General features: G+C 67.1%; 19 protein-coding genes and 1 pseudogene. 6 read left to right on the forward strand and 14 right to left on the reverse strand.

The annotated features are described in order from the left end of the window. Positions 1-156 (forward strand): annotated as a pseudogene (locus RHOOR92_RS19980) (DDE transposase); the annotation flags it as partial. A 368-nt stretch (positions 157-524) separates the two neighbouring features. Here RHOOR92_RS19980 and RHOOR92_RS0110760 read toward each other — a convergent pair. Both RHOOR92_RS0110760 and RHOOR92_RS0110765 read right to left on the reverse strand, forming a co-directional pair. Continuing rightward, positions 525-2009, reverse strand: coding sequence for an amino acid permease (locus tag RHOOR92_RS0110760; protein ID WP_015447351.1), 1485 nt, complete (start codon positions 2007-2009; stop codon positions 525-527). A gap of 74 nt (positions 2010-2083) precedes the next feature. Beyond that, complete coding sequence (locus RHOOR92_RS0110765) at positions 2084-3568, reverse strand: amino acid permease (protein ID WP_027490215.1); 1485 nt, start codon at positions 3566-3568, stop codon at positions 2084-2086. 163 nt (positions 3569-3731) lie between these two features. On the opposite strand from RHOOR92_RS0110765, the gene RHOOR92_RS0110770 reads away from it, so the two are divergent. Continuing rightward, positions 3732-4283: an NUDIX hydrolase gene (locus RHOOR92_RS0110770; protein ID WP_027490216.1), complete on the forward strand. Its 552-nt coding sequence runs from the start codon at positions 3732-3734 to the stop codon at positions 4281-4283. A gap of 91 nt (positions 4284-4374) precedes the next feature. On the opposite strand, the gene RHOOR92_RS0110775 is transcribed toward RHOOR92_RS0110770, so the two are convergent. From RHOOR92_RS0110775 to parE, 5 genes are all read right to left on the reverse strand, one after another. Then, a complete protein-coding gene (locus tag RHOOR92_RS0110775) occupies positions 4375-4896 on the reverse strand; it encodes a 3-hydroxyanthranilate 3,4-dioxygenase (protein WP_007513035.1) in 522 nt (173 codons plus the stop codon). 99 nt (positions 4897-4995) lie between these two features. Then, entirely contained in the window at positions 4996-5499 is a 504-nt protein-coding gene (locus RHOOR92_RS0110780; protein ID WP_196802012.1) for a fasciclin domain-containing protein, read from the reverse strand. Positions 5500-5705: 206 nt separating this feature from the next. Next, complete coding sequence (locus tag RHOOR92_RS0110785) at positions 5706-6431, reverse strand: anti-sigma factor (RefSeq protein WP_027490217.1); 726 nt, start codon at positions 6429-6431, stop codon at positions 5706-5708. Beyond that, on the reverse strand, positions 6428-6985 hold the full coding sequence (locus tag RHOOR92_RS0110790; protein ID WP_007513041.1) for a sigma-70 family RNA polymerase sigma factor: 558 nt from the start codon (positions 6983-6985) through the stop codon (positions 6428-6430). The genes RHOOR92_RS0110785 and RHOOR92_RS0110790 overlap by 4 nt, the downstream gene beginning before the upstream one ends. A gap of 104 nt (positions 6986-7089) precedes the next feature. Next, positions 7090-8979, reverse strand: coding sequence for a DNA topoisomerase IV subunit B (parE, locus tag RHOOR92_RS0110800; RefSeq protein ID WP_027490218.1), 1890 nt, complete (start codon positions 8977-8979; stop codon positions 7090-7092). A 163-nt stretch (positions 8980-9142) separates the two neighbouring features. Between parE and RHOOR92_RS0110805 the strand changes: the two genes are divergently transcribed. Beyond that, a complete protein-coding gene (locus tag RHOOR92_RS0110805; protein WP_231378368.1) occupies positions 9143-10375 on the forward strand; it encodes a hypothetical protein in 1233 nt (410 codons plus the stop codon). A gap of 330 nt (positions 10376-10705) precedes the next feature. On the opposite strand, the gene RHOOR92_RS0110810 is transcribed toward RHOOR92_RS0110805, so the two are convergent. Together RHOOR92_RS0110810 and msrA are read right to left on the reverse strand one after the other, a co-directional pair. Beyond that, the gene (locus tag RHOOR92_RS0110810) at positions 10706-12553 is read right to left on the reverse strand and encodes an ABC transporter ATP-binding protein (RefSeq protein ID WP_027490220.1); all 1848 of its coding nucleotides are present in this window, start codon (positions 12551-12553) and stop codon (positions 10706-10708) included. Between the two features lie 176 nt (positions 12554-12729). Further along, entirely contained in the window at positions 12730-13410 is a 681-nt protein-coding gene (gene msrA / locus RHOOR92_RS0110820; protein WP_027490221.1) for a peptide-methionine (S)-S-oxide reductase MsrA, read from the reverse strand. Between the two features lie 130 nt (positions 13411-13540). Between msrA and RHOOR92_RS0110825 the strand changes: the two genes are divergently transcribed. Beyond that, a complete protein-coding gene (locus RHOOR92_RS0110825; RefSeq protein WP_027490222.1) occupies positions 13541-14356 on the forward strand; it encodes an arylamine N-acetyltransferase in 816 nt (271 codons plus the stop codon). Here RHOOR92_RS0110825 and RHOOR92_RS0110830 read toward each other — a convergent pair. From RHOOR92_RS0110830 to RHOOR92_RS0110840, 3 genes are read right to left on the reverse strand one after another with little or no spacing between them, the layout of a single operon-like run. After that, positions 14353-14580: an RNA-binding S4 domain-containing protein gene (locus tag RHOOR92_RS0110830; RefSeq protein ID WP_027490223.1), complete on the reverse strand. Its 228-nt coding sequence runs from the start codon at positions 14578-14580 to the stop codon at positions 14353-14355. The genes RHOOR92_RS0110825 and RHOOR92_RS0110830 overlap by 4 nt on opposite strands. Before the next feature lie 31 nt (positions 14581-14611). Then, positions 14612-15055 carry a barstar family protein gene (locus RHOOR92_RS0110835; RefSeq protein ID WP_027490224.1) on the reverse strand — a complete coding sequence of 148 codons (444 nt, stop codon included), beginning with the start codon at positions 15053-15055 and terminating at the stop codon, positions 14612-14614. Then, positions 15052-15486 (reverse strand): ribonuclease domain-containing protein, encoded by a 435-nt coding sequence (locus RHOOR92_RS0110840; protein ID WP_027490225.1) that lies wholly within the window; start codon positions 15484-15486, stop codon positions 15052-15054. The genes RHOOR92_RS0110835 and RHOOR92_RS0110840 overlap by 4 nt, the downstream gene beginning before the upstream one ends. 165 nt (positions 15487-15651) lie before the next feature. On the opposite strand from RHOOR92_RS0110840, the gene RHOOR92_RS0110845 reads away from it, so the two are divergent. Then, the gene (locus tag RHOOR92_RS0110845; RefSeq protein WP_027490226.1) at positions 15652-17205 is read left to right on the forward strand and encodes an oligopeptide:H+ symporter; all 1554 of its coding nucleotides are present in this window, start codon (positions 15652-15654) and stop codon (positions 17203-17205) included. On the opposite strand, the gene RHOOR92_RS0110850 is transcribed toward RHOOR92_RS0110845, so the two are convergent. Continuing rightward, positions 17206-18039 (reverse strand): DUF72 domain-containing protein, encoded by an 834-nt coding sequence (locus RHOOR92_RS0110850; RefSeq protein WP_027490227.1) that lies wholly within the window; start codon positions 18037-18039, stop codon positions 17206-17208. Beyond that, the gene (locus tag RHOOR92_RS0110855; protein ID WP_027490228.1) at positions 18036-18830 is read right to left on the reverse strand and encodes a phosphatase PAP2 family protein; all 795 of its coding nucleotides are present in this window, start codon (positions 18828-18830) and stop codon (positions 18036-18038) included. The genes RHOOR92_RS0110850 and RHOOR92_RS0110855 overlap by 4 nt, the downstream gene beginning before the upstream one ends. 154 nt (positions 18831-18984) lie before the next feature. Here RHOOR92_RS0110855 and RHOOR92_RS0110860 point away from each other — a divergent pair, with 154 nt between their 5' ends. Beyond that, the gene (locus tag RHOOR92_RS0110860) at positions 18985-20664 is read left to right on the forward strand and encodes a serine hydrolase (RefSeq protein WP_027490229.1); all 1680 of its coding nucleotides are present in this window, start codon (positions 18985-18987) and stop codon (positions 20662-20664) included. Positions 20665-20721: the final 57 nt, after the last annotated feature.

Genomic DNA, 20721 nt, shown 5'->3' on the forward strand with positions numbered 1-20721 from the left:
CCGCTGGAAACACCCGGCGCCTTTCCCAAACGACTCGCCCGCCTCCGACAGCAAGCCCACATCTATCTGTTGCCCGCACGACGACAACGATCTTGCCCCCGTGAAGTCAAACGCCGACCCCACAAATACCCCACGAAAAATGCCAGTCTGTCTTAACTGACTGGCATTAGGCTCATCGCCGGCCTTTCTGTTGGCGCGAGTGGTCGGCAATACGCAGGCAAAAGTGCGGCCCGGACACATCAGGCTGAGGAGCTTACCCACCTGACGCGCCGAGCCGCGATCCGGGGCCCACTGCCAAGTGATCAACCCGCGGACTGAGGATGATACTCCCGAGTTCGCCAAATGGGCGACCGGCCCCGCGATTCCTCCTGGAAAATTCTCGTTAATTCATTGAAAGCAAAGAAGATATTTCAGCTTTCCGGGAATTTTTCAAGAATCTGTTCAGTGCCGACAGATAAGTGTTGTTGGTAGAATTTCGGCGGCTATTGCAGAAAATATGACTTTTTCTGCGTCATTTGGCGAACTTACGCATCGGTCGAGGAGGCGTCCGCTACGGGGCTGCGCAGGTGGCTGTGCCGGTTGCCGTAGCTGAAATAGATCACCAGCCCGAGCAGGGTCCAGACGATCATCAGCGACCAGTTGTACCAGGCCATGGTGGACAGCAGGGCGAGGCAGCTGAGGATGCCGAGCGTGCAGATCACCGGCGCGAACGGCACCCGGAACGTGCGTGGCAGTTCCGGCCGGGTATGCCGCAGGATCCACACGCCGGCGCAAACCGCCATGAACGCGATCAGCGTGCCCATCGACACCAGGTCGCCCAGCACGTCCAGCGGAAAGATCGCGGCGAGCAGGGCGATGCCGGCGCCGGTGATCAGCGTGTTGAGGTGCGGCGTGCGGTAGCGCGGGTGGATGCGGGTGAACACCTTCGGCAGCATGCCGTCACGGCCCATGATCATGAAGATGCGCGGCTGCGCGATGATCATCACCAGTACCACCGACGACAGCCCCAGCAGCGCGCCGACCTCCACCAGCCAGCGCAGCCATTCCAGTTGCGGGTGCCCGTGCAGGGCGGTCACCACCGGCTCGTCGGTGCCGAGCAGGGTGTATGAAGTCAGTCCGGTCATCACCGCGGCCATCGCGATGTACAGCACGGTGCAGACCGCCAGCGAGGCGAGGATGCCGATCGGCAGGTCGCGCTGCGGGTTGCGCGACTCCTGCGCCGCGACCGAGGTTGCCTCGAAGCCGATGTAGGCGAAGAACACCATCGCCGCGCCGCGCAGCACGCCACCCCAGCCGTATTTGTAATGGCCCTGCGACTCCGGTACGAACGGGTGCCAGTTGGACGGGTCGACGTAGCGCCAGCCGACCACGATCACCAGGGTGATCAGGCCGACCTTGAGCGCCACCATCGCGGCATTCGCCAGGCTCGACTCGCGGATGCCCACGTAGCAGATCCAGGTGAGCAGCAGGATCAGCACCACCGCCGGCAGGTTGAACAGCGCGCCGGTGGCGACCAGCTGGTGGTCGGCGGTAAAGGCCAGCGGCGCATTGGTCAGTGCCGCGGGCAGGCTCAGGTCCATGTTGAAGGTGCTGCCGATATGCTGGAGCAGGCTGAGGAAATAGCCGGTCCAGCTCACCGCCACCGCGGAGGCCGACACGCCGTACTCCAGCACCAGGTTCCAGCCGATGAACCATGCCATCAGCTCGCCCAGCGTGGCGTAGGCGTACGAGTAGGCGCTGCCGGATACCGGGATCAGCGTGGCAAACTCGGCGTAGCACAGCGCGGTGAACGTGCTGCAGATCGCCGCCAGGATGAACGACAGGATCACCGCCGGACCGGCATGGTCGGCCGCGGCCTGTCCGGTGATCACGAAGATGCCGCCACCGATTACCGCACCGATGCCCAGCGCGGTCAGCCCCCAGGGGCCGAGCGTGCGGCGCAGGGTAGGCCCGTGCGTGTCGTCGGGCTCGTTGAAATCGGTCTTGCGGGCGAGCAGTTGCTTGAGCATGAGGCTTCCGGACGTGAGGCCGGCACGACGTGGGTCGTGCCGGCGGCATGGCGATCAGCGTGCGTGGGGCAGGATCAGTCCGCTTCGACGCCGCGAGCCAGGTTGCTGTTGCGGTAGCCGTACAGGAAGTACACCACCAGGCCGACCGCACCCCAGACGAAGAAGGTGATCTTGGCTTCCTTCGACAGGTTGAGGAACAGCAGCAGGCAGCCGAACACCGCCAGCGGGCAGATCAGCCACGGCAGCGGAGTGCGGAACGGGCGCGGGCGCTCGGGCTGGGTACGGCGCAGGATCAGCACGCCCAGCGCCACCATGATGAACGCGAACAGCGTGCCCGAATTGGTGATGTCGGCGAGGATGCCCACCGGGAACAGCGCACCGAACAGCGAGACGAAGCTGCCGGTGATCAGGGTGATGACGTGCGGCGTGTGGAAGCGCGGATGGATCTTGGCCAGCTTGCTGGGCAGCAGACCGTCGCGCGACATGGTGAAGAAGATGCGGGTCTGGCCGTAGGTCATGGTCAGGATCACCGACGGCAGCGCGATGCTGGCGGCGAAGGCGATGAAGGCGGCGATGTTGTTGTGGCCGAGCAGGCGTATCACGTGGGCCAGCGCCTCCTTGCTGCACACCAGTGCATCCGAGCCCTGGCACGCTGCCGCGAAGGCTGGCGTGCCCGGCTCCAGCGCCACGCCATCCGGGCCCAGCATGGGCTGCGCGCCTACCGAACCCACCGCGGCGTAGCTCACCAGCAGGTAGTAGATGGTGCACACGCCCAGCGAGGCGATCAGCGCGATCGGGATGTTGCGGTTCGGGTTTTTGGTTTCCTCGGCCGCGGTGGAGATGGCGTCGAAGCCGATGTAGGCGAACACGATGGAGGCCGCCGCGCCCAGCACGCCGATGCCGCCCGTCGGGCTACCCCAGCCGTTGGGCACGAACGGCGTGAAGTTCGGATCCTTCACCGCCGGCAACGCGACGATGATGAAGGCGGTGAGAGCGATGATCTTGATCATCACCAGCACGGTGTTGACCTTGGCCGATTTCGAGGTGCCGATCACCAGCAGGAAGGTGACCGCCAGACCGATCAGGCAGGCCAGCAGGTTGAAGCTGCCGCCGTCCATCGGGCCTACCTGCAGGAAGTGCGGCAAGCCGAAGCCGGCGTGCGCAAGCAGGCCGTTGACGTAGCCGGCCCAGCCCACGCACACCGTGCTGGCGGCGATGGTGTACTCCAGCACCAGCGCCCAGCCCACCACCCAGGCGGTGGTCTCGCCGAGCACACCGTAGGTGTAGGTATAGGCCGAGCCGGCCACCGGCACCATCGAGGCGAGTTCGGCGTAGGCCAGCGCAGCGAACGCGCACACCACCGCGGCGATCACGAACGCGATCATCATGCCGGGGCCGGCCTTCTGGCCCGCCTCGGCGGTGAGCACGAAGATGCCGGTGCCGATGATCGCGCCGATGCCGAGCATGGTGAGCTGGAAGGCACCAAGTTGGCGGGTGAGGGCTTTCTTCTCCGCCGTGGCGATGATCTGGTCGATCGGTTTGATGCGCTTGAACAGCATGCAGTGGCTCCCCCGGGAAACGACGACGTCGCGCTCGAACAAAAACGCGACGAAGATGGACGCGAGAGCCGACGGACGGCCAACCATAGCGGAGCGTCTGGAGGGGTACAAGTTGCGATGCAGCTAGAATCGACGAGGTCCCCCGCATCCCCTGCCACAAGTCATGTCTCCCTTTCTTCCGCCACTCGCCGCTGTGCTGGACGACTATCTCGCACGCCATCCGGAGGAGTTCGAGGTGGTTGCCGACTTCGATGTTTTCCTCGCCTCGCATGCAGCGGTGTTCGAACGCAGCCACGCCGTAGGCCACTTCACCGGCTCGGCCTGGCTGGTGAGTGCGGATGGCGAGCGCGTGTTGCTGATGCATCACCGCAAGCTGGATCGCTGGCTCCAGCCGGGCGGCCATGCCGATGGTGACGCGGACCTGGCGCGGGTGGCGTTGCGTGAGGCACACGAGGAGACCGGCGTCGCCGGCCTGCGCGTCGAAGGCGGCGTCTTCGACCTCGACCGCCATCGCATCGCGGCCCGTGCGAACGAACCCGGACACTGGCATTACGACGTGCGTTACGTGGTGCGCGCGGGAGCGGACGAGCGCTTCACGATCAACCAGGAATCCCGTGCACTTTTGTGGCGGGCGGTGACGGATGTGGCTGACGACGACGGCCTCGACCCCTCGTTGCGGCGCATGGCGCGCAAGTGGCTGGGGCGCTTGGTGTAGGAGTGCACCCTGTCCGCAAGGGACTTCCTTCGGTCGTGCGCGATGCCCTGATGTTGATCAGAGCCAGGAGCATCGCGCACAGGGTGCGCTCCTACAGGTACTTCGCCGGCGCCGGGTTGAGGTGGCCGCAGCCCTGGCAGGTGCGCGCCTCGCGCGACCGGTAGAAGCGCTCGAATACCGGCGGAAAGTCGCGCTCGATGTCGCCGAGCGTGAAGTATTCTTCGTACAGCTTGTGGTTGCAGCGCTCGCAGAACCACAGCAGACCGTCCCGCTCGTGCGGCAGGCGGCGGCGCTCGATCACCAGGCCGATGGAGTTCGCCATGCGCTGCGGCGAATGCGGCACGCGCGGCGGCAGGTAGAACATCTCGCCGGCGCGGATCGGCAGCTCACGCATCGCGCCCTCGTCCTGCACGCGCAGCATCATCTCGCCCTCAAGCTGGTAGAAGAACTCCGGACCTTCGTCCCAGTGGTAGTCGGTGCGCGCGTTCGGGCCGCCCACGATCATCACGATGAAGTCGCCGTCGACGATGCACTTGTTGCCCACCGGCGGCTTCAGCAGGTGGCGGTGCTCGTCGATCCAGCGCTGCAGGTCGATGGGCGGCAGCAAGGCCATGGTGGCGGTTCCCGGAAAAGTGGCGAACACCATAGCGCTGCCGCAGCCGCAAAAAAAGCCGCCCTGGCGGGAAGCCGGGCGGCGGGCGACATGCCGGACCTACGGCATCAGTACCTTGTCGATCACGTGGATCACGCCGTTGGACTGCATCACGTCGCCGACGGTGACGTGGGCGACGTTGCCCTTGTCGTCGGTGAGCGCCCAGCCGTCGCCGTCCCTGCTCGCGGTGATCCAGTCACCCTCGACGGTCTTCAGTTTTGCCTTGCCGCCACCGGCGGCGACCTTGGCCGCCAGGTCGTGTGCGGTCAGGCGGCCGGCTACGACGTGGTAGGTGAGGATCTTGGCAAGCGTGGCCTTGTTCTCCGGTTTCAGCAGGTTGTCGACGGTGCCGGCGGGGAGGGCGGCGAACGCCTCGTCGGTCGGCGCGAACACGGTGAACGGACCAGGGCCCGACAGCGTGTCGACGAGGCCGGCGGCTTTCACCGCGGCGACCAGGGTGGTGTGGTCCTTCGAGTTGACCGCGTTCTGGATGATGTTCTTCGACGGGTACATGGCCGCGCCACCGACCATGACGGTTTTCTCCATGCTCATCGGGCCGGCCATGGCGATCGGCGCCACGGCCGCCGCGGTCAATGCCAGTGCCAGGCCGATGGCAAGGGTATGCATGTGCTGTTGGATCTTCATCGCGTTCTCCAGTGGTGCCCGCTTCGCGGATCGGAAGCGCATGGAGATACGGGGCGGCGATGTTGCCGGATGCAGGCGGAGCGAAAAAGACGCAGCCGGCGACGGCCCTGTGCGCAACCGCGAGGTCAGGTGCCGCCGATCGCGCCCTTGGCCACCACCGGGCCAGTGGGCTGGCCGGTGGGCGAGCCGCCGCTCGGTTCCACCGAAACGGCCAGCAGGGCCCTGGCATCGAGGCGCGCGAGCAGATCGGCGCGCAACGCGATGGACGTGGGTCGGTCGCGCGCGATCACGCCCAGCGAAACGGGCTTCTCCCCCGGCGGTATCAGCCACAGCTGGGGCGTGCGCCCTGGAGCAAACGCAACCGGCGTGGCCGGCACCACGATCATCCTTGCGTGCTGCAGGTCCATCGTGGCGGTCCAGCCGGTGACGCCGTTGTCCTGTTCGATGGTAGCGGCCATGTAGCCGGCACGGGTCGTGGTTGGCGTGGTCGCCCGGTGAGGTTGCGCCAGCATGACCACCACGCTGGCCGTTGCCACCACGCTGGCGCCGAGGCCGAGCCAGCGCCACAGGTTCAGGTTGTTCCACAGGCCGGGGCGCGGTCGTGGCACTGCCGGCTCGGCGAGCTGCAACGCATCGCGAATCCGTGCCCAGACATAAGGTGCCGGAGTGCTCGCCTCGACTTCGTCGGTGAGCGGCATCAGACGGCGTTGCCACGCGGCGACCGCGGCGGCGGCTTGCGGATCGTCGCGGATTTCCCGCTCCACCGCTGCGCGCGCAGCGGCATCCAGCACGCCGAGCACGTACTCGGCATGGCGCAGGTTGTCGTCGCGGTGGTCGGTGGGTGTGTTCATTGCTCCAGGCACGTGCGCAATTGCAGCAGGCTGCGGCGGATCCAGCTTTTCATGGTGCCCAGCGGTATCCGGCAGCGTGCCGCCAACTCGTTATACGTCGCGCCGGTGAAAAAGGCTTCACGCACGGCACTGCGCTGGCGCGGTTCTAGCTCATCCAGGCATCGTTGCAGGCGCTGGTGCTCCTGGCTGGTTTCGGCGTCGGCGGCCGGCGTGGGTTGGTCGTCTGCGGTTTCTTCCAGTTGCAGGGGGTCCAGTTGTTCCTCGCGATGCTGGCGCAGCCGATCGATTGCCTTGTTCCGCGCAAGCGTCACCAGCCAGGTGATCGCGCTCGCCTTGCCGTCGTCGAAACTGGCGGCGCGGCGCCACACCGCGATATAGGTTTCCTGCAGCACTTCTTCGGCTTCGCCGCGTTCGCGCAGCATGCGCAGGCACACGCCGAACAATTTCGACGAGGTGCACTGGTACAGCGCCGCGAATGCCTGCTGGTCGCCGCGGCCCGCACGAATCAACAGGTCGTTGAGTTCCTCGCGTGCGGCCAGGCTGCCGACGCTCACGGGTTTGCGGCCCCGCTTTCGAGGAGGTCGCGGGCGAGCTGGGCGATGAGCGTCATGCCGTCAGCATGAGGGTTGCGCCGGACGGCGGCAAGCGGCCCGGCCATTCAGACTTCCAGCGTCGCCAAGTCGCCCTTTTCCTCCAGCCAGGACTTGCGGTCGCCGGCGCGTTTCTTCGCCAGCAGCAGGTCCATGATGCGCGCGGTGCCGTCGCCGTCGTCCACGGTGAGCTGCACCAGCCGGCGCGTGTCCGGGTGGATCGTCGATTCGCGCAACTGCGGCGGGTTCATCTCGCCCAGGCCCTTGAAGCGGGTGGTGCTGACCGCGCCCTTCATCTTCTCGCGTTCGATCCGCTGCAGCATCGCTTCCTTCTCGGCCTCGTCCAGGCAGTAGAACACCTGCTTGCCCACGTCGACGCGGAACAGCGGCGGCATCGCCACGAACACGTGGCCTTCGCTGACCAGCGTCGGGAAGTGCCTGAGGAACAGCGCGGACAGCAGGGTGGCGATGTGCAGGCCGTCGGAGTCGGCGTCGGCCAGGATGATCACCTTGCCGTAGCGCAGGCCGGAGAGGTCGTCCTTGCCGGGGTCGCAGCCGATCGCCACGGCCAGGTTGTGCACTTCCTCCGAGGCCAGCACTGAGGTGGATTCGACCTCCCACGTGTTGAGGATCTTGCCCCGCAGCGGCAGGATCGCCTGGAACTCCTTGTCGCGCGCCTGCTTGGCGCTGCCGCCGGCGGAGTCGCCCTCGACCAGGAACAGCTCGGTGCGGGTGAGGTCGGTGGCGGTGCAGTCGGCCAGCTTGCCAGGCAGCTGCGGGCCCTGGGTGATCTTCTTGCGCACGATCTGCTTGGCCGCCTTCAGCCGCGCGCTGGCGCGCTCGATCGCCAGCTGCGCGATCCGCTCGCCCATCTCCACGTGCTGGTTCAGCCACAGGCTGAAGGCGTCGTGGATGACGTTCTCGACCATGCCGGCAGTCTGCCGCGAGGACAATCGCTCCTTGGTCTGGCCGGCGAACTGCGGATCCTGCAGCCGGGTCGACAGCACGAACGACAGCCGCTCCCATACGTCTTCCGGCGCCAACTTGACGCCACGCGGCAGCAGGTTGCGGATGTCGCAGAACTCGCGGATCGCGGTGGTCAGGCCGGTGCGCAGGCCGTTGACGTGGGTGCCGCCCTGCGCAGTGGGGATCAGGTTGACGTAGCTTTCCTGCACCAGTTCGCCTTCCGGCAACCAGGCCAGCGCCACCTCCATGCCCTCGATGTCGCGCGCCATCTGGTGCACGAACAGCTCGTTCGGCAGCGCTTCGATGCCGTCCAGTTCGCCGCGCAGGTAGTCGCGCAGGCCGTCCTCGTAATGCCACTCGACGACTTCGCCCGAGGCCACGTCGGTGAGCTTCACGTTGAGGCCGGCGCACAACACTGCCTTGGCGCGCAGCAGGTGCTTGAGCTTGCCCAGCGAGATCTTCGGCGAGTCGAAATACTTCGCCTCCGGCCAGAACCGGAGCGTGGTGCCGCTGCGCTTCTTCGGCACCGTACCGATCACTTCCAGCGGACTGATCTTGTCGCCGTGGGCGAATACCATCCGGTATTCGGAGCCGTCGCGGCGGATCGTCACCTCGACCCGGTCGGACAGCGCGTTGACCACCGACACGCCGACGCCGTGCAAACCGCCGGAGAAGTTGTAGTTCTTGCCGCTGAACTTGCCGCCGGCATGCAGCCGGGTCATGATCAGCTCGACGCCCGACACGCCTTCCTCGGGATGGATGTCCACCGGCATGCCACGGCCGTCGTCGCTCACCTCCACCGAGCCGTCGTCGTGCAGCACCACCTCGATCGTCTTCGCGTGGCCGGCCAGCGCCTCGTCCACCGAGTTGTCCACCACCTCCTGCACCAGATGGTTCGGGCGGGTGGTGTCGGTATACATGCCGGGGCGGCGCTTGACCGGATCCAGGCCGGAGAGGACTTCGATGTCGGCGGCGTTGTAGCGACTGCTCATGCGGGTGTTTCGACGGGAAAAGACGACAAAGCATGGGGTGGGCGGGCAGGCAGGGTCAAGCTGGCGGACGAATGCACCATGCCGCCGGCGTTTGCGGGCGAGAAACCGGACTCGGTGTTTGAACCGACCTTGGACGATGCCAACGGCCGGCCCGAGTCGCGACGTGGCGCAATTTATTGCGGTCAGGCTGCCGGCTTGTCGCTGCGCGGAGCAGGGGATTAGAGTTGCACGCCAGTTCGCCGTGCCGCTTCGGGCATGGTGTGATCTGGTCATCAGATCGAATCAGGGGGAAAGCATGAGTCGAGGAGGCAAGTTGACCGTTGCCATGGCAGTGGTGCTGGGGCTGGGTGGCTGTGCGCAGCAGGCGCAGGTGATACGGCCGAGTTCGGCGCAATTGCAGGCGCTGGAGCCGCTGCCGGTGGTTGACGTCATTGATCAGGACAGTTTGGCTGCGCAGGATACTTTTACGGCCGCCAACATCAACGTGGTGCCGGGGCCTGGCGTGCCGATCCTTGCAGCAGCAGCCGGTGGCGCACTCGGCATGGCGATCGTGAATGCCGCAGTCAAGGCGGAAGCAGAGCGTTTCGCCGAGGCGCACGTACAACCGTTGCGCGCGGCGCTGCAGGGGTTTGATGCGAGGTCGGTGCTGAGCGGCTCGTTGCAGCAGGCGTTGGCCCTGCAACCCGCGCATTTCGGCAACTACACGATGACGTCAACCAAACCGACCTCCGCGGCCCGTCGTTTGCTGGTGCAAACCGCGTATTCGATGACGCCGGATTTTTCAGCACTGCAAGTGATCGCGACTGTTTCGATTCAGGACGTCGGCGCGACCCCGGATAAACCAGTTTATCGGAACGTGCTGGTTTATCAGTCGGAGCGCCAGGTGGCGCCGCAGAAAACCGCGGAAGACAGCAAGCGTATGGTGGCGCAGGAGAACCAGCGTTATTCCGCATTGCACGTCGATGACGACATCGCGAAGGCAAACGCCGAGCCGAATCGGCGCGACTCGGAAGCGGCCCGCTTGCGCACGAAGATCAACCAAGAGCAGGTTGAGCATCGCCAGCGGTTGGCTCAGGCGGCCCTGCCAGTATGGGATGCGGATGCCCGCGCCCGGTATCTGGCAAATGCGTGGGCAGCCAACCAGGGTGACGCGCTGAAGACCGCGATGCGGGCCAGCGGTGCCGAGATTGCACATATGCTGCAGCTTGATCTGGCCGGCCAGGTCGCGACTGATCGGATCGAACAGCCGCGTAAGGTGTTCAGCAGTGACACGAGGGAGATCGACTATGTCAACGGTGGCCGCATGGTATCGATGGCGACGGGCGACGGTGATGCCTCGCTGAAAAAACCTTCGCCGATGGTGAGGGTGCCGGTCAATGCCGCAGGTCGCCGTTGAACGATGCCGTAGGCTGCCTCTTCTTGCGGGAAGATCCTGGTCGCGGAGCTGGTTGAAGAAAGCCACATCCGTGATTTTTCTTCGATCGCAAGCACGCTGCACGTCCGGACTCGCTCACGCGCGTCCGGCACCGGCCTGCCTGATCCGTGTCTGGCCTTTCAGGGGTGTTCTGGTCAAGTCTTCGCTCGTCATTCCCCTTGCAGAGCGCGGGTTTCGACGAGGCCGTGAAGTAGCTGGAGCCCAAGGATCCCCAGCCGGTGGCGCGCGACCGGTGTGCTCATGTTCGTGCCCGGCTATTACGACTGGGTGGTGGCCGCGATAGTCGCGGCCTCACCGGTACCCTTGCGCCTGCAACGAGAACAGATGTGCGTAATGCCCGTTCTCGGCCATCAGCTGTTTGTGGTTGCCGTGTTCCACGATGCGGCCGTCCTGGATCACGATGATCTGGTCGGCCATGCGCACGGTGGAGAAGCGGTGCGATATGAGGATGGCGATGCGATTGCCGGCCAGTTCGCGGAAATGCTCGAAGATGGTGGCCTCGGCTTGCGCATCCATCGCAGCGGTGGGTTCGTCCAGTACCAGGATGTCGGCGCGCGAGCGCATGAAGGCACGCGCCAGCGCGATCTTCTGCCACTGCCCACCGGACAGTTCGCGACCGTCGTTGAACCATTTGCCGAGCGGGGTCTGGAAGCCGGCCGGCAGGCTGTCGATGAAGTCGCTGGCCATGCCCTTGTCGCTGGCTTCGCGCCAGCGCGCTTCGTCCTCGAAATGGGTGACGTCGCCGGCGCCCACGTTCTCGCCCACGCGCATCTGGTAGCGCGCGAAGTCCTGGAAGATCACCCCGATGCGTTGCAGCAGCACGGCTTCGTCCCACTCGCGCAGATCGGTGCCGTCGAGCAGGATGCGGCCGCGGTCCGGCGTGTACAGCCGGGTCAGCAGCTTGATCAGGGTGGTCTTGCCCGAGCCGTTCTGGCCGACCAGGGCCAGCGATTCGCCGGGGCGGATGTGCAGGTTGATGTCCTGCAGCGCCGGTTCGCTCGCACCGGGATAGGTGAAGCTGACCTGTTCGAAACGGATGCCGTCGTCCGGTTTCGTGCCGCGTTGTGCAGTGCCGAGCGATGGCGGCACCGGCGTTTCCAGGTACTCGTACAGGGTCGACAGGTACAGGTTGTCCTCGTACATGCCGCCGATCGCCGACAGCATCGCCGAGACCGCCGCCTGGCCCTGGCGGAACAGCATCAGGTACATCGTCATCTGGCCCAGCGTGATGCGCGCGACCACGGTGCTGGCAGCGATCCACGCGTACGCGCCATACAGCGTGAGCGTGCCGAGCAGACCCAGCCCGAAGCCCCAGCTCTCGCGGCGCACGGTGAGGTCGCGGTCGTCGCGGTAGAGCTTGTCGAAGATGCCGCGGTAGCGGCCCAGCAGCAGCGGGCCGAGGCCGAACAGTTTCACTTCCTTGGCGTGGTCTTCGCGCGCCAGCACGGTTTCCAGGTACAGCTGCATGCGCGTTTCGGGCGAGCGCCAGCGGAACAGCCGGAACGCGTCGCCGGAGAACTTCGTCTCGGCAAAGAACGACGGCAGCCCGGCCAGCAGCAGCACGGTCACCGCCCACGGCGAGAACTGGAACAGCAGGCTGCCGTAGCTGAGCAGCGAGATCGCGTTCTGGGCCAGGCCGAACGTGCGGGTCACCAGCGACAGCGGCCGGCTCGACGCCTCGCGGCGGGCGCGGGTCAGCTTGTCGTAGAACTCCGAGTCCTCGAAGTGCGCCAGTTCCAGCGTCAGCGCCTTCTCCAGGATCATCACGTTGACGCGCTGGCCCAGTTGCGCGCGCAGCAGCGACTGGCACAGCGACAGCCCGCGCTGCGCGCCGGCCAGTGCCGCCACCAGCACGCCTTCCAGTGCCACCCATTCGAATACCGATCGCAGCGGTGCCGAGCCGCTGGCGGCCCATGCCTTGCTGGCGCTTACCACGGCATCGACGATGTGCGCGCCGACATACGCCACGCCGGCCGGCAGCAGGCCGGCGATCAGCGTCAGCAGGGCCAGCGCGACCGTCAGCGCGTGGCTGGTACTCCACACCAGCTCGATCGCGCGCCCGCTGTAGCGGAACACGCCCAGAAAACTGCGTGTGAGTTCGGTCGATTCGGCGGGTGGCGGAGAGGCGTGGGACGGCACGTGGAGAGATCGTCAGGCCAACGGCGCAGCATGCGCGGAAGTCCCGAGATGGGGGTCGCGCCGCTCCATGCAAGGCAGAACGCGCAGGAGCGCACCCTGTCCGCGGGGGACCTCCTCCGGTCGTGCGCGATGCTCTCCGTGACGTGACGAAAAGGCCTCGCGCGCAGGGCGCGCTCCTACGGAGAGGCCTGGTACAGCTCGGGGAACAGTTGTCTGAGATGCGCCACCTTCGGCGCGTCGTTGTAGACGATGTAGGGGTTGTACGGGTGCCGTTGGAAGTAGTGCTGGTGGTACGCCTCGGCCGGATAGAACGCCTGCAGCGGCACCAGCTGGGTCACGATTGGTGCGGGGAAGGCTTTCGCCGCGGTCAGCTGCGCGATATAGGCGCCGGCGATGCGTTGCTGTTCGTCGTTGCCGTAGAAGATCACCGAGCGGTACTGGCTGCCGACGTCCGGGCCCTGCCGGCTCCGTTCGGTGGGGTCGAGCGCAACCGAGAAGAACACCTGCAGCAGCGTGCCGTAGCTGACCTCGGCTGGGTCGAAATGCACCTGCACCGATTCGGCGTGGCCGGTATCACCCTCGCTGACCTCGTCGTAATGGGCCGTGCCGGCGCTGCCGCCGGAGTAGCCGGCGACGACCCGGCGCACGCCCTTGACGTGCTCGAACACCGCCTCGATGCCCCAGAAGCAGCCGCCGGCCAGCACCGCGACCTGCTCGCCGCGGGCGGCGGTTTTCGGCGCGTCGACGGTCGGCGCCGGAAGCGCGCCGCTGGCGGCGGACACGGGTTGGCACGCGCTTGCGCCCAGCACCAGCAGGACGGCCAGCGATATCGCCTGGAGTGTGCTGCGACGGATCATGCGGCGCCTCGCCAGAAGGGCCGTCGGGTGGCCCGATACCTGTTCTTCGCCGGCCATATGCCATCGGTTACCTGTACGGCGCCGGCCGGCCCGGTACCATCATTGTCTGTCGCCTTCGTGGAGTTGAGGGATGCAAGGTTCCATTGATCTGGATGCCTATTTGCGGCGTGTCGGCTGGCACGGCCGCGTGGCCGCCGACCTGGCCAGCTTGCGCGGTTTGGCCGTGGCGCACGTGGCCACGATTCCGTTCGAGAACCTCACCCCGCTGCTTGGCCTGCCGGTCGAGCTGGATACGCCGGCGCTGGAGCGCAAGCTGGTGCACGAGGGCCGCGGCGGCTACTGCTTCGAGCAGAACCTGTTGTTCGCCGCGGTGCTGCGCACGATCGGCTTCGAGGTGTCGGGGCTGATCGCGCGGGTACTGTGGCAGCACCCGGAGGATGCGGTCACCGCGCAGACCCACATGTTGCTGCGCGTCGAGCTGGGTGGCGAAAGCTGGCTGGCAGACGTCGGTTTCGGCAACCAGGTGCTGACTGGCGCGCTGCGGCTGCAGGCCGACGTGGAACAGCCGACCGGCCACGAGCCGTTCCGGCTGGTCGAACGCGAGGGCGAATGGCGCATGCAGTCATGCGTGCGCGGGCAGTGGTTCACGCTCTACCGCTTCGACCTGCGCCGTTGCGAGATGGTCGACTACGTGGTGGCCAACCACTACGTCTCCACGCATGCGGCCTCGCGTTTCCCGCACAACCTTATCGCAGCGCGCACCACCGCCGACCGGCGCCTGAGCCTGCTCAACCGCGAGTTCACCGTGCGTCGGCTGGGCCAGGAGCCCGAGCGGCACCGACTGGACGGCGTCGCCGAGATTCGCCACGTGCTGGAACACGAATTCCTGCTGCGCCTGCCCGCGCATGCCGACCTCGACCGACGGCTGGACGGCCTGCCGGGCTAGGCCCTGGGGTCGGCCAGCACGTGGATTTCCACGTCGTCGAGGCCGACCACCTGGCCCGCGTGGATCTTGCAGGTCTTGCGCAGCTCCATGGTGCCGTCGACGCGCACTGCGCCGCTGGCCACGATCGCCTTGCCGGCGCCGCCGCTGTCGCACAGGCCGACCAGCTTCAACAGCATGTTGAGCTCGACGTAGTCGCCTTCCAGTTCAAAGTCGATGGTTTGCATGGTTTTCCAGGGTGAGGGAAGCGGCCCGCTTTCAGGCGGAGGGATGGTGGTCGTCGAACGCGCTGTCGGGCAGCGCCAGGAACGCGAACCACGGCATGTCGCGATCGCTGCCGAAGGTGGCTGCATCATCGAGGATGCCGAGCAGGATGTCGTAATCGGCTGCGGCGGACTGGCGCAGTTCGTCGGCGTGCTCGAACAGCAGCACGTAGCCCCAGGCCGGCATCCAGCCGAGATCGCGCAGGCAGTCGGCCAGGGCGTCCCAGTTGTGGCCGAACGTGGCAGGCAGCTGCAGCGACGCGGCGAGCCGGCGCAGCAGTTCGCCCTTGTCGCGGCAGCCGGCGAGGTCGGTGCGGCAGACGCACAGCTCGTCGCGGGCGGCGGCGCGCGCGAGCCGGTCGAGATCGTCGGCACCGACGAAGTACACCCCGCTCTGGGTGGGCTTGGTCAGGTCCAGCTCGAAACCGTGCGGACTCATCGGTCCACCTCGAAACGGCGGAAGCTGCGGTAGTGGTCGTCGGTGTAATACCAGATCACCGGCGGCGTGCCGCCGGTGATGATGCGCCGCGCGCCGCGGTTGCGCGCGCCGGGCGTCTCCACCGTGTACTCGCGGTAGTAGCCGCGCGGCTGCTGCGGCAGCAGGCCCTCGTAGTTGCCGAACACGGCGCCATCCTGGCTGTGTTCGAACGGGCCGCCGCGGGCGATCCGATCCAGCGTGGCGTGTGCCTCCGCCGGCAGGAAGGCGGGTACGTCGGTGCCGGCGGGGCGCTCCGGCGCGCGGGGCGATGCGCTGCTGTCCGCGCTCGCCGCCGGGCCGGTGCTGGCCGGCGGGGTGCCGGCATGGCGATTCCACAGCGTCACCGCGAGGACGATGAATGCCAGCAGGATCAGTGGTTTGAGTTGGCGCATGCGGACGGGTTGGCGGTGGATGCGCGGCGAGCTTAGCAGGGCGGGGCGGCAGGCCAGGTGAGAGGCGCTGCCTGCGGGGTTCCGTGATCGCAGGAAATTACGCACACTTCGGCGGACCCGTGGATACGGCGCCGCGCGCCGCCCACCCGATCCTTTGGAGTATGGATGAGCACCACCCCCGACCACGCCGGCGGGCGCCTGCCGCGGCAGATTGCCTACATCATCGGCAACGAAGGCTGCGAGCGTTTCTCGTTCTACGGGATGCGCAACATCCTCACCCCGTTCCTGATCACCACCTTGCTGCTGTACCTGCCGGAGGGGCAGCGCACGCTGGCGGCGAAGGACGTGTTCCACACCTTCGTGATCGGCGTGTACTTCTTCCCGCTGCTCGGCGGCTGGCTGGCCGACCGCTACTTCGGCAAGTACAACACCGTGCTGTGGATGAGCCTGGTGTACTGCCTCGGCCACGCCTGCCTGGCGATCTTCGAGCACAACCGCCTCGGTTTCTTCGCCGGCCTCGGGCTGATCGCGCTGGGCGCGGGCGGCATCAAGCCGCTGGTGGCGTCGTTCATGGGCGACCAGTTCGACCAGTCGAACAAGCACCTGGCCAAGGTGGTGTTCGACGCGTTCTACTGGATCATCAACTTCGGCTCGTTCTTCGCTTCGCTGCTGATGCCGCTGTTCCTGCACCACTTCGGCGCGGCGGTGGCGTTCGGCATTCCCGGCGGCCTGATGTTCATCGCCACCGTGGTGTTCTGGCTGGGCCGCCGGCAGTACGTGATGCTGCCGCCGACGCCGCCGGACCCCAACGCGTTCTCGCGGGTGTTGCGCACCGCGTTGCTGACCCATCGACCCGGCCAGGCGCGGCCCGGTTTGTGGATCGCGGTGGCCGGCGTGCTGGTGGCGCTGGCCGGCTTCAGCCTGATCGGCTCGCTCGGCTTCGTGATCGTCGCCTGCCTCGCGCTGGTGGCGCTGATCGGCGGCGTCGGCGGCGGTGCGTGGTTGCAGATGGAGCGTGCCCGCGGCCTGCATCCGGACGTGGCGGTGGACGGCGCGCGCAACGTGCTGCGCGTGCTGGTGATCTTCGCGCTGACCACGCCGTTCTTCTCGCTGTTCGACCAGAAGGCTTCGACCTGGGTGGTGCAGGGCCACGAGATGACCATGCCGTCGTGGTTCCATGCCGCGCAGATGCAGGCGCTGAACCCGATGCTGGTGATGCTGCTGATCCCGTTCAACAACCTGGTGCTGTATCCGCTGCTGCGCCGCCTCGGCTACGAGCCCACCGCGCTGCGCCGGATGACCGCCGGCATCGCGTTCAGCGGCGTGGCGTGGATCGTGGTGGGCGGGCTGCAGGTGGTGATCGACGGCGGCGATCCGCTGTCGATCGCGTGGCAGGTGCTGCCGTACGCGCTGCTGACCTTCGGCGAGGTACTGGTCTCGGCGACCGGGCTGGAGTTCGCCTACAGCCAGGCGCCGGCGTCGATGAAAGGCGTGGTGATGAGCTTCTGGAACCTCACCACGACCATCGGCAACCTGTGGGTGCTGCTGGCCAACGCGGCGGTGCGCAACGAAACCGTCACGGGTTCCATTGCCGGCACGGGGCTCAGCGTCACCGCGTTCCAGATGTTCTTCTTCGCCGCCTTCGCGCTGCTCGCCGCGCTGGCGTTCGGGCTGTATGCGCGGCGCTATCGCGAGGTGGACAACTACCGCTCCGGCTGATCAGGCCAACGCGTCCACGCGCGACTGCAGCGCCATCGCCGCGGCTGGGTTGCGATGCTTGGCGGCACTGATGAAGAACACGAATACGTCGCGCGGCGGGCCTGGCGGCTGCAATGCGGTGGCGTGCGGCAGGTCGGCGATGTCCTTGCCCGCGGCCCAGTCGCGCGCGTGGCTAGCCCAGCGGTCCAGTTCGGCGGGCGCGTAGCCGGCGGGGTTGCCATCTTCGCTGCGCATCAAGCGTGCGTAGCTGAAGTCGCCGGTGAGGTCGGCCAGCGAGGGGTAGTCGGGCGAGTCGGTGAATACGGTGGGCACGCGCTGCGCGCGCGCCAGTGCCACGTAGCGTGCGTCGAGGAAGCTGGGGTGGCGTACCTCCAGCACGTGGCGCAGCGGCTGGCCGTCCAGTTCGCGCGGCAGCTTGTCGAGGAAGGCGGCAAGGTCGCTGGTATCGAACGGCCGCGAGGGCGGCAGCTGCCAAAGGATCGGCCCCAGACGGTCGCCCATTTCCGCCAGGCCACCGTGCACGAAGCCGTTGACGCCCTTGCCGGTATCGGCCAGCCGCTTGCCCTCGGTGATGTAGCGCGGTGCCTTCAGTGAAAAGATGAAGCCGGCCGGCGTCTCCGCCGCCCACTTCGCGTAGGTCGCCGGCTTCTGCGCGCCGTAGAACGTGCCGTTGATCTCGATCGTGCGCAACTGGCGGCTGGCGTACTCCAGCTCGCGCCGCTGTACCAGTTTCGCCGGGTAGAAGTTGTCGCGCCATGGCGCGTAGTTCCAGCCGCCGATGCCGACGCGGATCTGCGGGCCGTCGCGGCGGGTCGTGGCAAACAGGTCGTTCATGCGTGCCGCTCCATCGCCGGCTTGTCCAAGTGTTCGGCGGCGCCGATGCACAGCACCAGCCATGCCGCGCCCGCGGCGTAGCCGGCCATCACGTCGCTGAAATAGTGCACCTGCAGCAGGATGCGGCTGATCCCGACCACGCCGACCAGCAGCACCGCGGCGGCGATCACGGCACGATGGAAGCGCGGCGGCAGCAGGCGCAGCAGCACGTAGGCGAGCATGCCGTAGAACACGATGGAGCCGAACGCGTGGCCGCTGGGGAAACTCCAGCCCCGCTCGACGATGTAACCGTGGTCGTGCAGCGGCCGCACCCGCTGGAACAGCGCCTTGAGACCGCCGTTGATCGGCAGGATGCCGAGCAGGGCCACCGCCCAGATGCCCGCCAGCCGCCCGTGCCGGCGCAGCAGCAGGAACGCGGCCACCACGGCCGCCGCGGGCGCCACCCACCCCAGGTCGCCGAGGTGGGTGACCACGGCGATGCCGCGCAGCGCCGTGGCGGGCAGTTGCGCGTGCAGGCTCTCGGCCAGGCTGGTGTCGAAGCGCGCCAGTTCGCCGGTCGGCTGCCCGGCGACCGCGGCGGCGATGGCGAGGAACAGCAGGGCCAGCGCCAGCAGCAGGATCAGTCCGGCCTGCCAGCGCAGCACGGTCGGCGCACCGCCGCGGGCAAGCGCGTGGCGATGCCAACGCGCGTTGCGGCGCCAGGCGAGGTCGCCGGCCAGCAGGGCCAGCAACAGCAGCAGCGCCCATAGCCGCAGGGCATGGGCGGCGATCCATTCCACCATCGGTTCCATCGCGTTCCTCGGTTCGGCGTTGCTGCATGGCGCGGCACGCTGGCGCCATGATCGGCGTTGCCGTGCACCGCGTCGAGGGCGTGACTTCCAGCGCTGGCCCTGCGCCCGGTTTGCCGCGATAGTGGCGCGACTTTTCACCCGCGGAGCCTTGCCGATGTTTCAGCGACCCCTCTCCCTGCGCCTGGCGCTGTGCTGCGCGCTGCTCGTGTCCGCCACCGCCGTCACGGCGCAGACGCCGGCCGTGCGGACACCGCCGCCGGTCTCCAGCGGCGACTTCGCACGGCCGCTGCTGCCGGCGCAGCTGGAGGATTTCGGCGCCTACGTGGACAGCGCGCGCAAGGCGTTCGACGTGCCGGGCATCGCGGTGGCGATCGTCAAGGATGGCCACGTGGTGCTGGAGCAGGGCTTCGGCCTGCGCGAGCTCGGCAAGCCGGCGCCGGTGGACGCGAACACGCTGTTCGCGATCGCCTCCAACACCAAGGCGTTCACCGCCGCCGCGCTGCAGCAGTTGGCCGGGCAGGGCAAATTGAAGATGGACGACCGCGTGATCGACCACCTGCCGTGGTTCCGCATGTCCGACCCGTACGTGACCCACGAGATGCGCATCCGCGACCTGCTGGCGCACCGCAGCGGCCTCAGCCTCGGCGCGGGCGACCTGCTGTACTGGCCGCCGACGTCGTACAGCACGAAGGAAGTGGTCGAGCGGCTGGCCCACGTGCCGATCAAGAACGGCTTCCGCAGCGGCTACGCCTACGACAACATCCTGTTCGCGGTAGCCACCCTGGTGATCGAGCAGGCTTCCGGCCAGAGCTACGCCGACTACGTGCGCGAGCACCTGTTCAAGCCGGTCGGCATGGACGAGTCGCTGGTCGACATGACCTATCTGAAACCGGGCATGGACGTGGCCACCGGTCACGCCAAGGCCGACTTCAAGGATCTCGAGCCGGTGCCGCCGATGGCCTGGCTCAACGACCCCGGCGCCGGCGGCATCTACTCCAGCGCGCACGACCTGGGGAAGTGGATGAACGTGCAGCTGGCGGGCGGCGTCTTGCCCGCGATGGGCAGCGACGGCAAGCCGGCGCGGCTGTTCTCCGAGGACAGCCAGCGCGAGATGTGGAGCGTGCTCACCCCGATCAAGATCGGCAAGCCGCCGATTCCGGAACTGGCGCCGCTGGTACCGAACTTCTCCGGTTACGGCGAGAGCTGGTTCCTGTCCGACTATCTCGGCAGGAAGCTGGTGTGGCACACCGGCGGTTGGCCCGGCATGGTCTCGCGGGTGACCCTGGTGCCGGAGCTGAAGCTCGGCGTGGTGGTGCTGACCAATGCCGAATCCGGCGCCGCGTTCAACGCGGTGACCTATCGCGTGCTCGACGCTTACCTGAACCCGGAGCATAAGACCGACTGGGTCGCCGCCTACGACAAGGCGGTGAAGCAATCCGAGGCCAAGGCCGACGACAGCTTCGCCAAGCACGAAGCCGCGCGCGACAAGCGCAGCAAGCCCTCGCTGGTGCTGGCGAAGTACGCCGGCAGCTACCGCGACCCGTGGTACGGCGACGTCATCGTCAGCCACGAGAATGGCAAGCTGCGCCTGCGCTTCAGCAAGACGAAGCAGCTGGTCGGCACGATGACGCCGTGGCAGCACGACACTTTCACCGTGCGCTGGGACGACCGCACGCTCAACGCCGACGCCTTCGTCACCTTCAGCCTGGACGTGGACGGCCACGTCAGCGAAGTGCGCATGCAGCCGATCTCGCCGCTGACCGACTTCAGCTTCGACTTCCAGGACCTGCGCATGGTGCCGGTCGCGGACAAGCCGGGTACCGACAAGCGTTGAACGGGTGCCGGGGTCGATCGCGACTTCGGCGCTTCCACGGCCGTGATACTGGGGAAT

The organism is Rhodanobacter sp. OR92, assembly GCF_000427545.1.
GTDB lineage: Bacteria > Pseudomonadota > Gammaproteobacteria > Xanthomonadales > Rhodanobacteraceae > Rhodanobacter > Rhodanobacter denitrificans.

What these genes read in the sequence shown, in the direction of transcription:
- RHOOR92_RS0110760 (WP_015447351.1), bottom strand. Translation starts at nt 2,009, where the DNA reads ATGCTCAAGCAACTGCTCGCCCGCAAGACCGATTTCAACGAGCCCGAC.
- RHOOR92_RS0110765 (WP_027490215.1), bottom strand. Translation starts at nt 3,568, where the DNA reads ATGCTGTTCAAGCGCATCAAACCGATCGACCAGATCATCGCCACGGCG.
- RHOOR92_RS0110770 (WP_027490216.1), top strand. Translation starts at nt 3,732, where the DNA reads ATGTCTCCCTTTCTTCCGCCACTCGCCGCTGTGCTGGACGACTATCTC.
- RHOOR92_RS0110775 (WP_007513035.1), bottom strand. Translation starts at nt 4,896, where the DNA reads ATGGCCTTGCTGCCGCCCATCGACCTGCAGCGCTGGATCGACGAGCAC.
- RHOOR92_RS0110780 (WP_196802012.1), bottom strand. Translation starts at nt 5,499, where the DNA reads ATGGCCGGCCCGATGAGCATGGAGAAAACCGTCATGGTCGGTGGCGCG.
- RHOOR92_RS0110785 (WP_027490217.1), bottom strand. Translation starts at nt 6,431, where the DNA reads ATGAACACACCCACCGACCACCGCGACGACAACCTGCGCCATGCCGAG.
- parE (WP_027490218.1), bottom strand. Translation starts at nt 8,979, where the DNA reads ATGAGCAGTCGCTACAACGCCGCCGACATCGAAGTCCTCTCCGGCCTG.
- msrA (WP_027490221.1), bottom strand. Translation starts at nt 13,410, where the DNA reads ATGATCCGTCGCAGCACACTCCAGGCGATATCGCTGGCCGTCCTGCTG.
- RHOOR92_RS0110825 (WP_027490222.1), top strand. Translation starts at nt 13,541, where the DNA reads ATGCAAGGTTCCATTGATCTGGATGCCTATTTGCGGCGTGTCGGCTGG.
- RHOOR92_RS0110830 (WP_027490223.1), bottom strand. Translation starts at nt 14,580, where the DNA reads ATGCAAACCATCGACTTTGAACTGGAAGGCGACTACGTCGAGCTCAAC.
- RHOOR92_RS0110835 (WP_027490224.1), bottom strand. Translation starts at nt 15,055, where the DNA reads ATGAGTCCGCACGGTTTCGAGCTGGACCTGACCAAGCCCACCCAGAGC.
- RHOOR92_RS0110840 (WP_027490225.1), bottom strand. Translation starts at nt 15,486, where the DNA reads ATGCGCCAACTCAAACCACTGATCCTGCTGGCATTCATCGTCCTCGCG.
- RHOOR92_RS0110845 (WP_027490226.1), top strand. Translation starts at nt 15,652, where the DNA reads ATGAGCACCACCCCCGACCACGCCGGCGGGCGCCTGCCGCGGCAGATT.
- RHOOR92_RS0110850 (WP_027490227.1), bottom strand. Translation starts at nt 18,039, where the DNA reads ATGAACGACCTGTTTGCCACGACCCGCCGCGACGGCCCGCAGATCCGC.
- RHOOR92_RS0110855 (WP_027490228.1), bottom strand. Translation starts at nt 18,830, where the DNA reads ATGGAACCGATGGTGGAATGGATCGCCGCCCATGCCCTGCGGCTATGG.
- RHOOR92_RS0110860 (WP_027490229.1), top strand. Translation starts at nt 18,985, where the DNA reads ATGTTTCAGCGACCCCTCTCCCTGCGCCTGGCGCTGTGCTGCGCGCTG.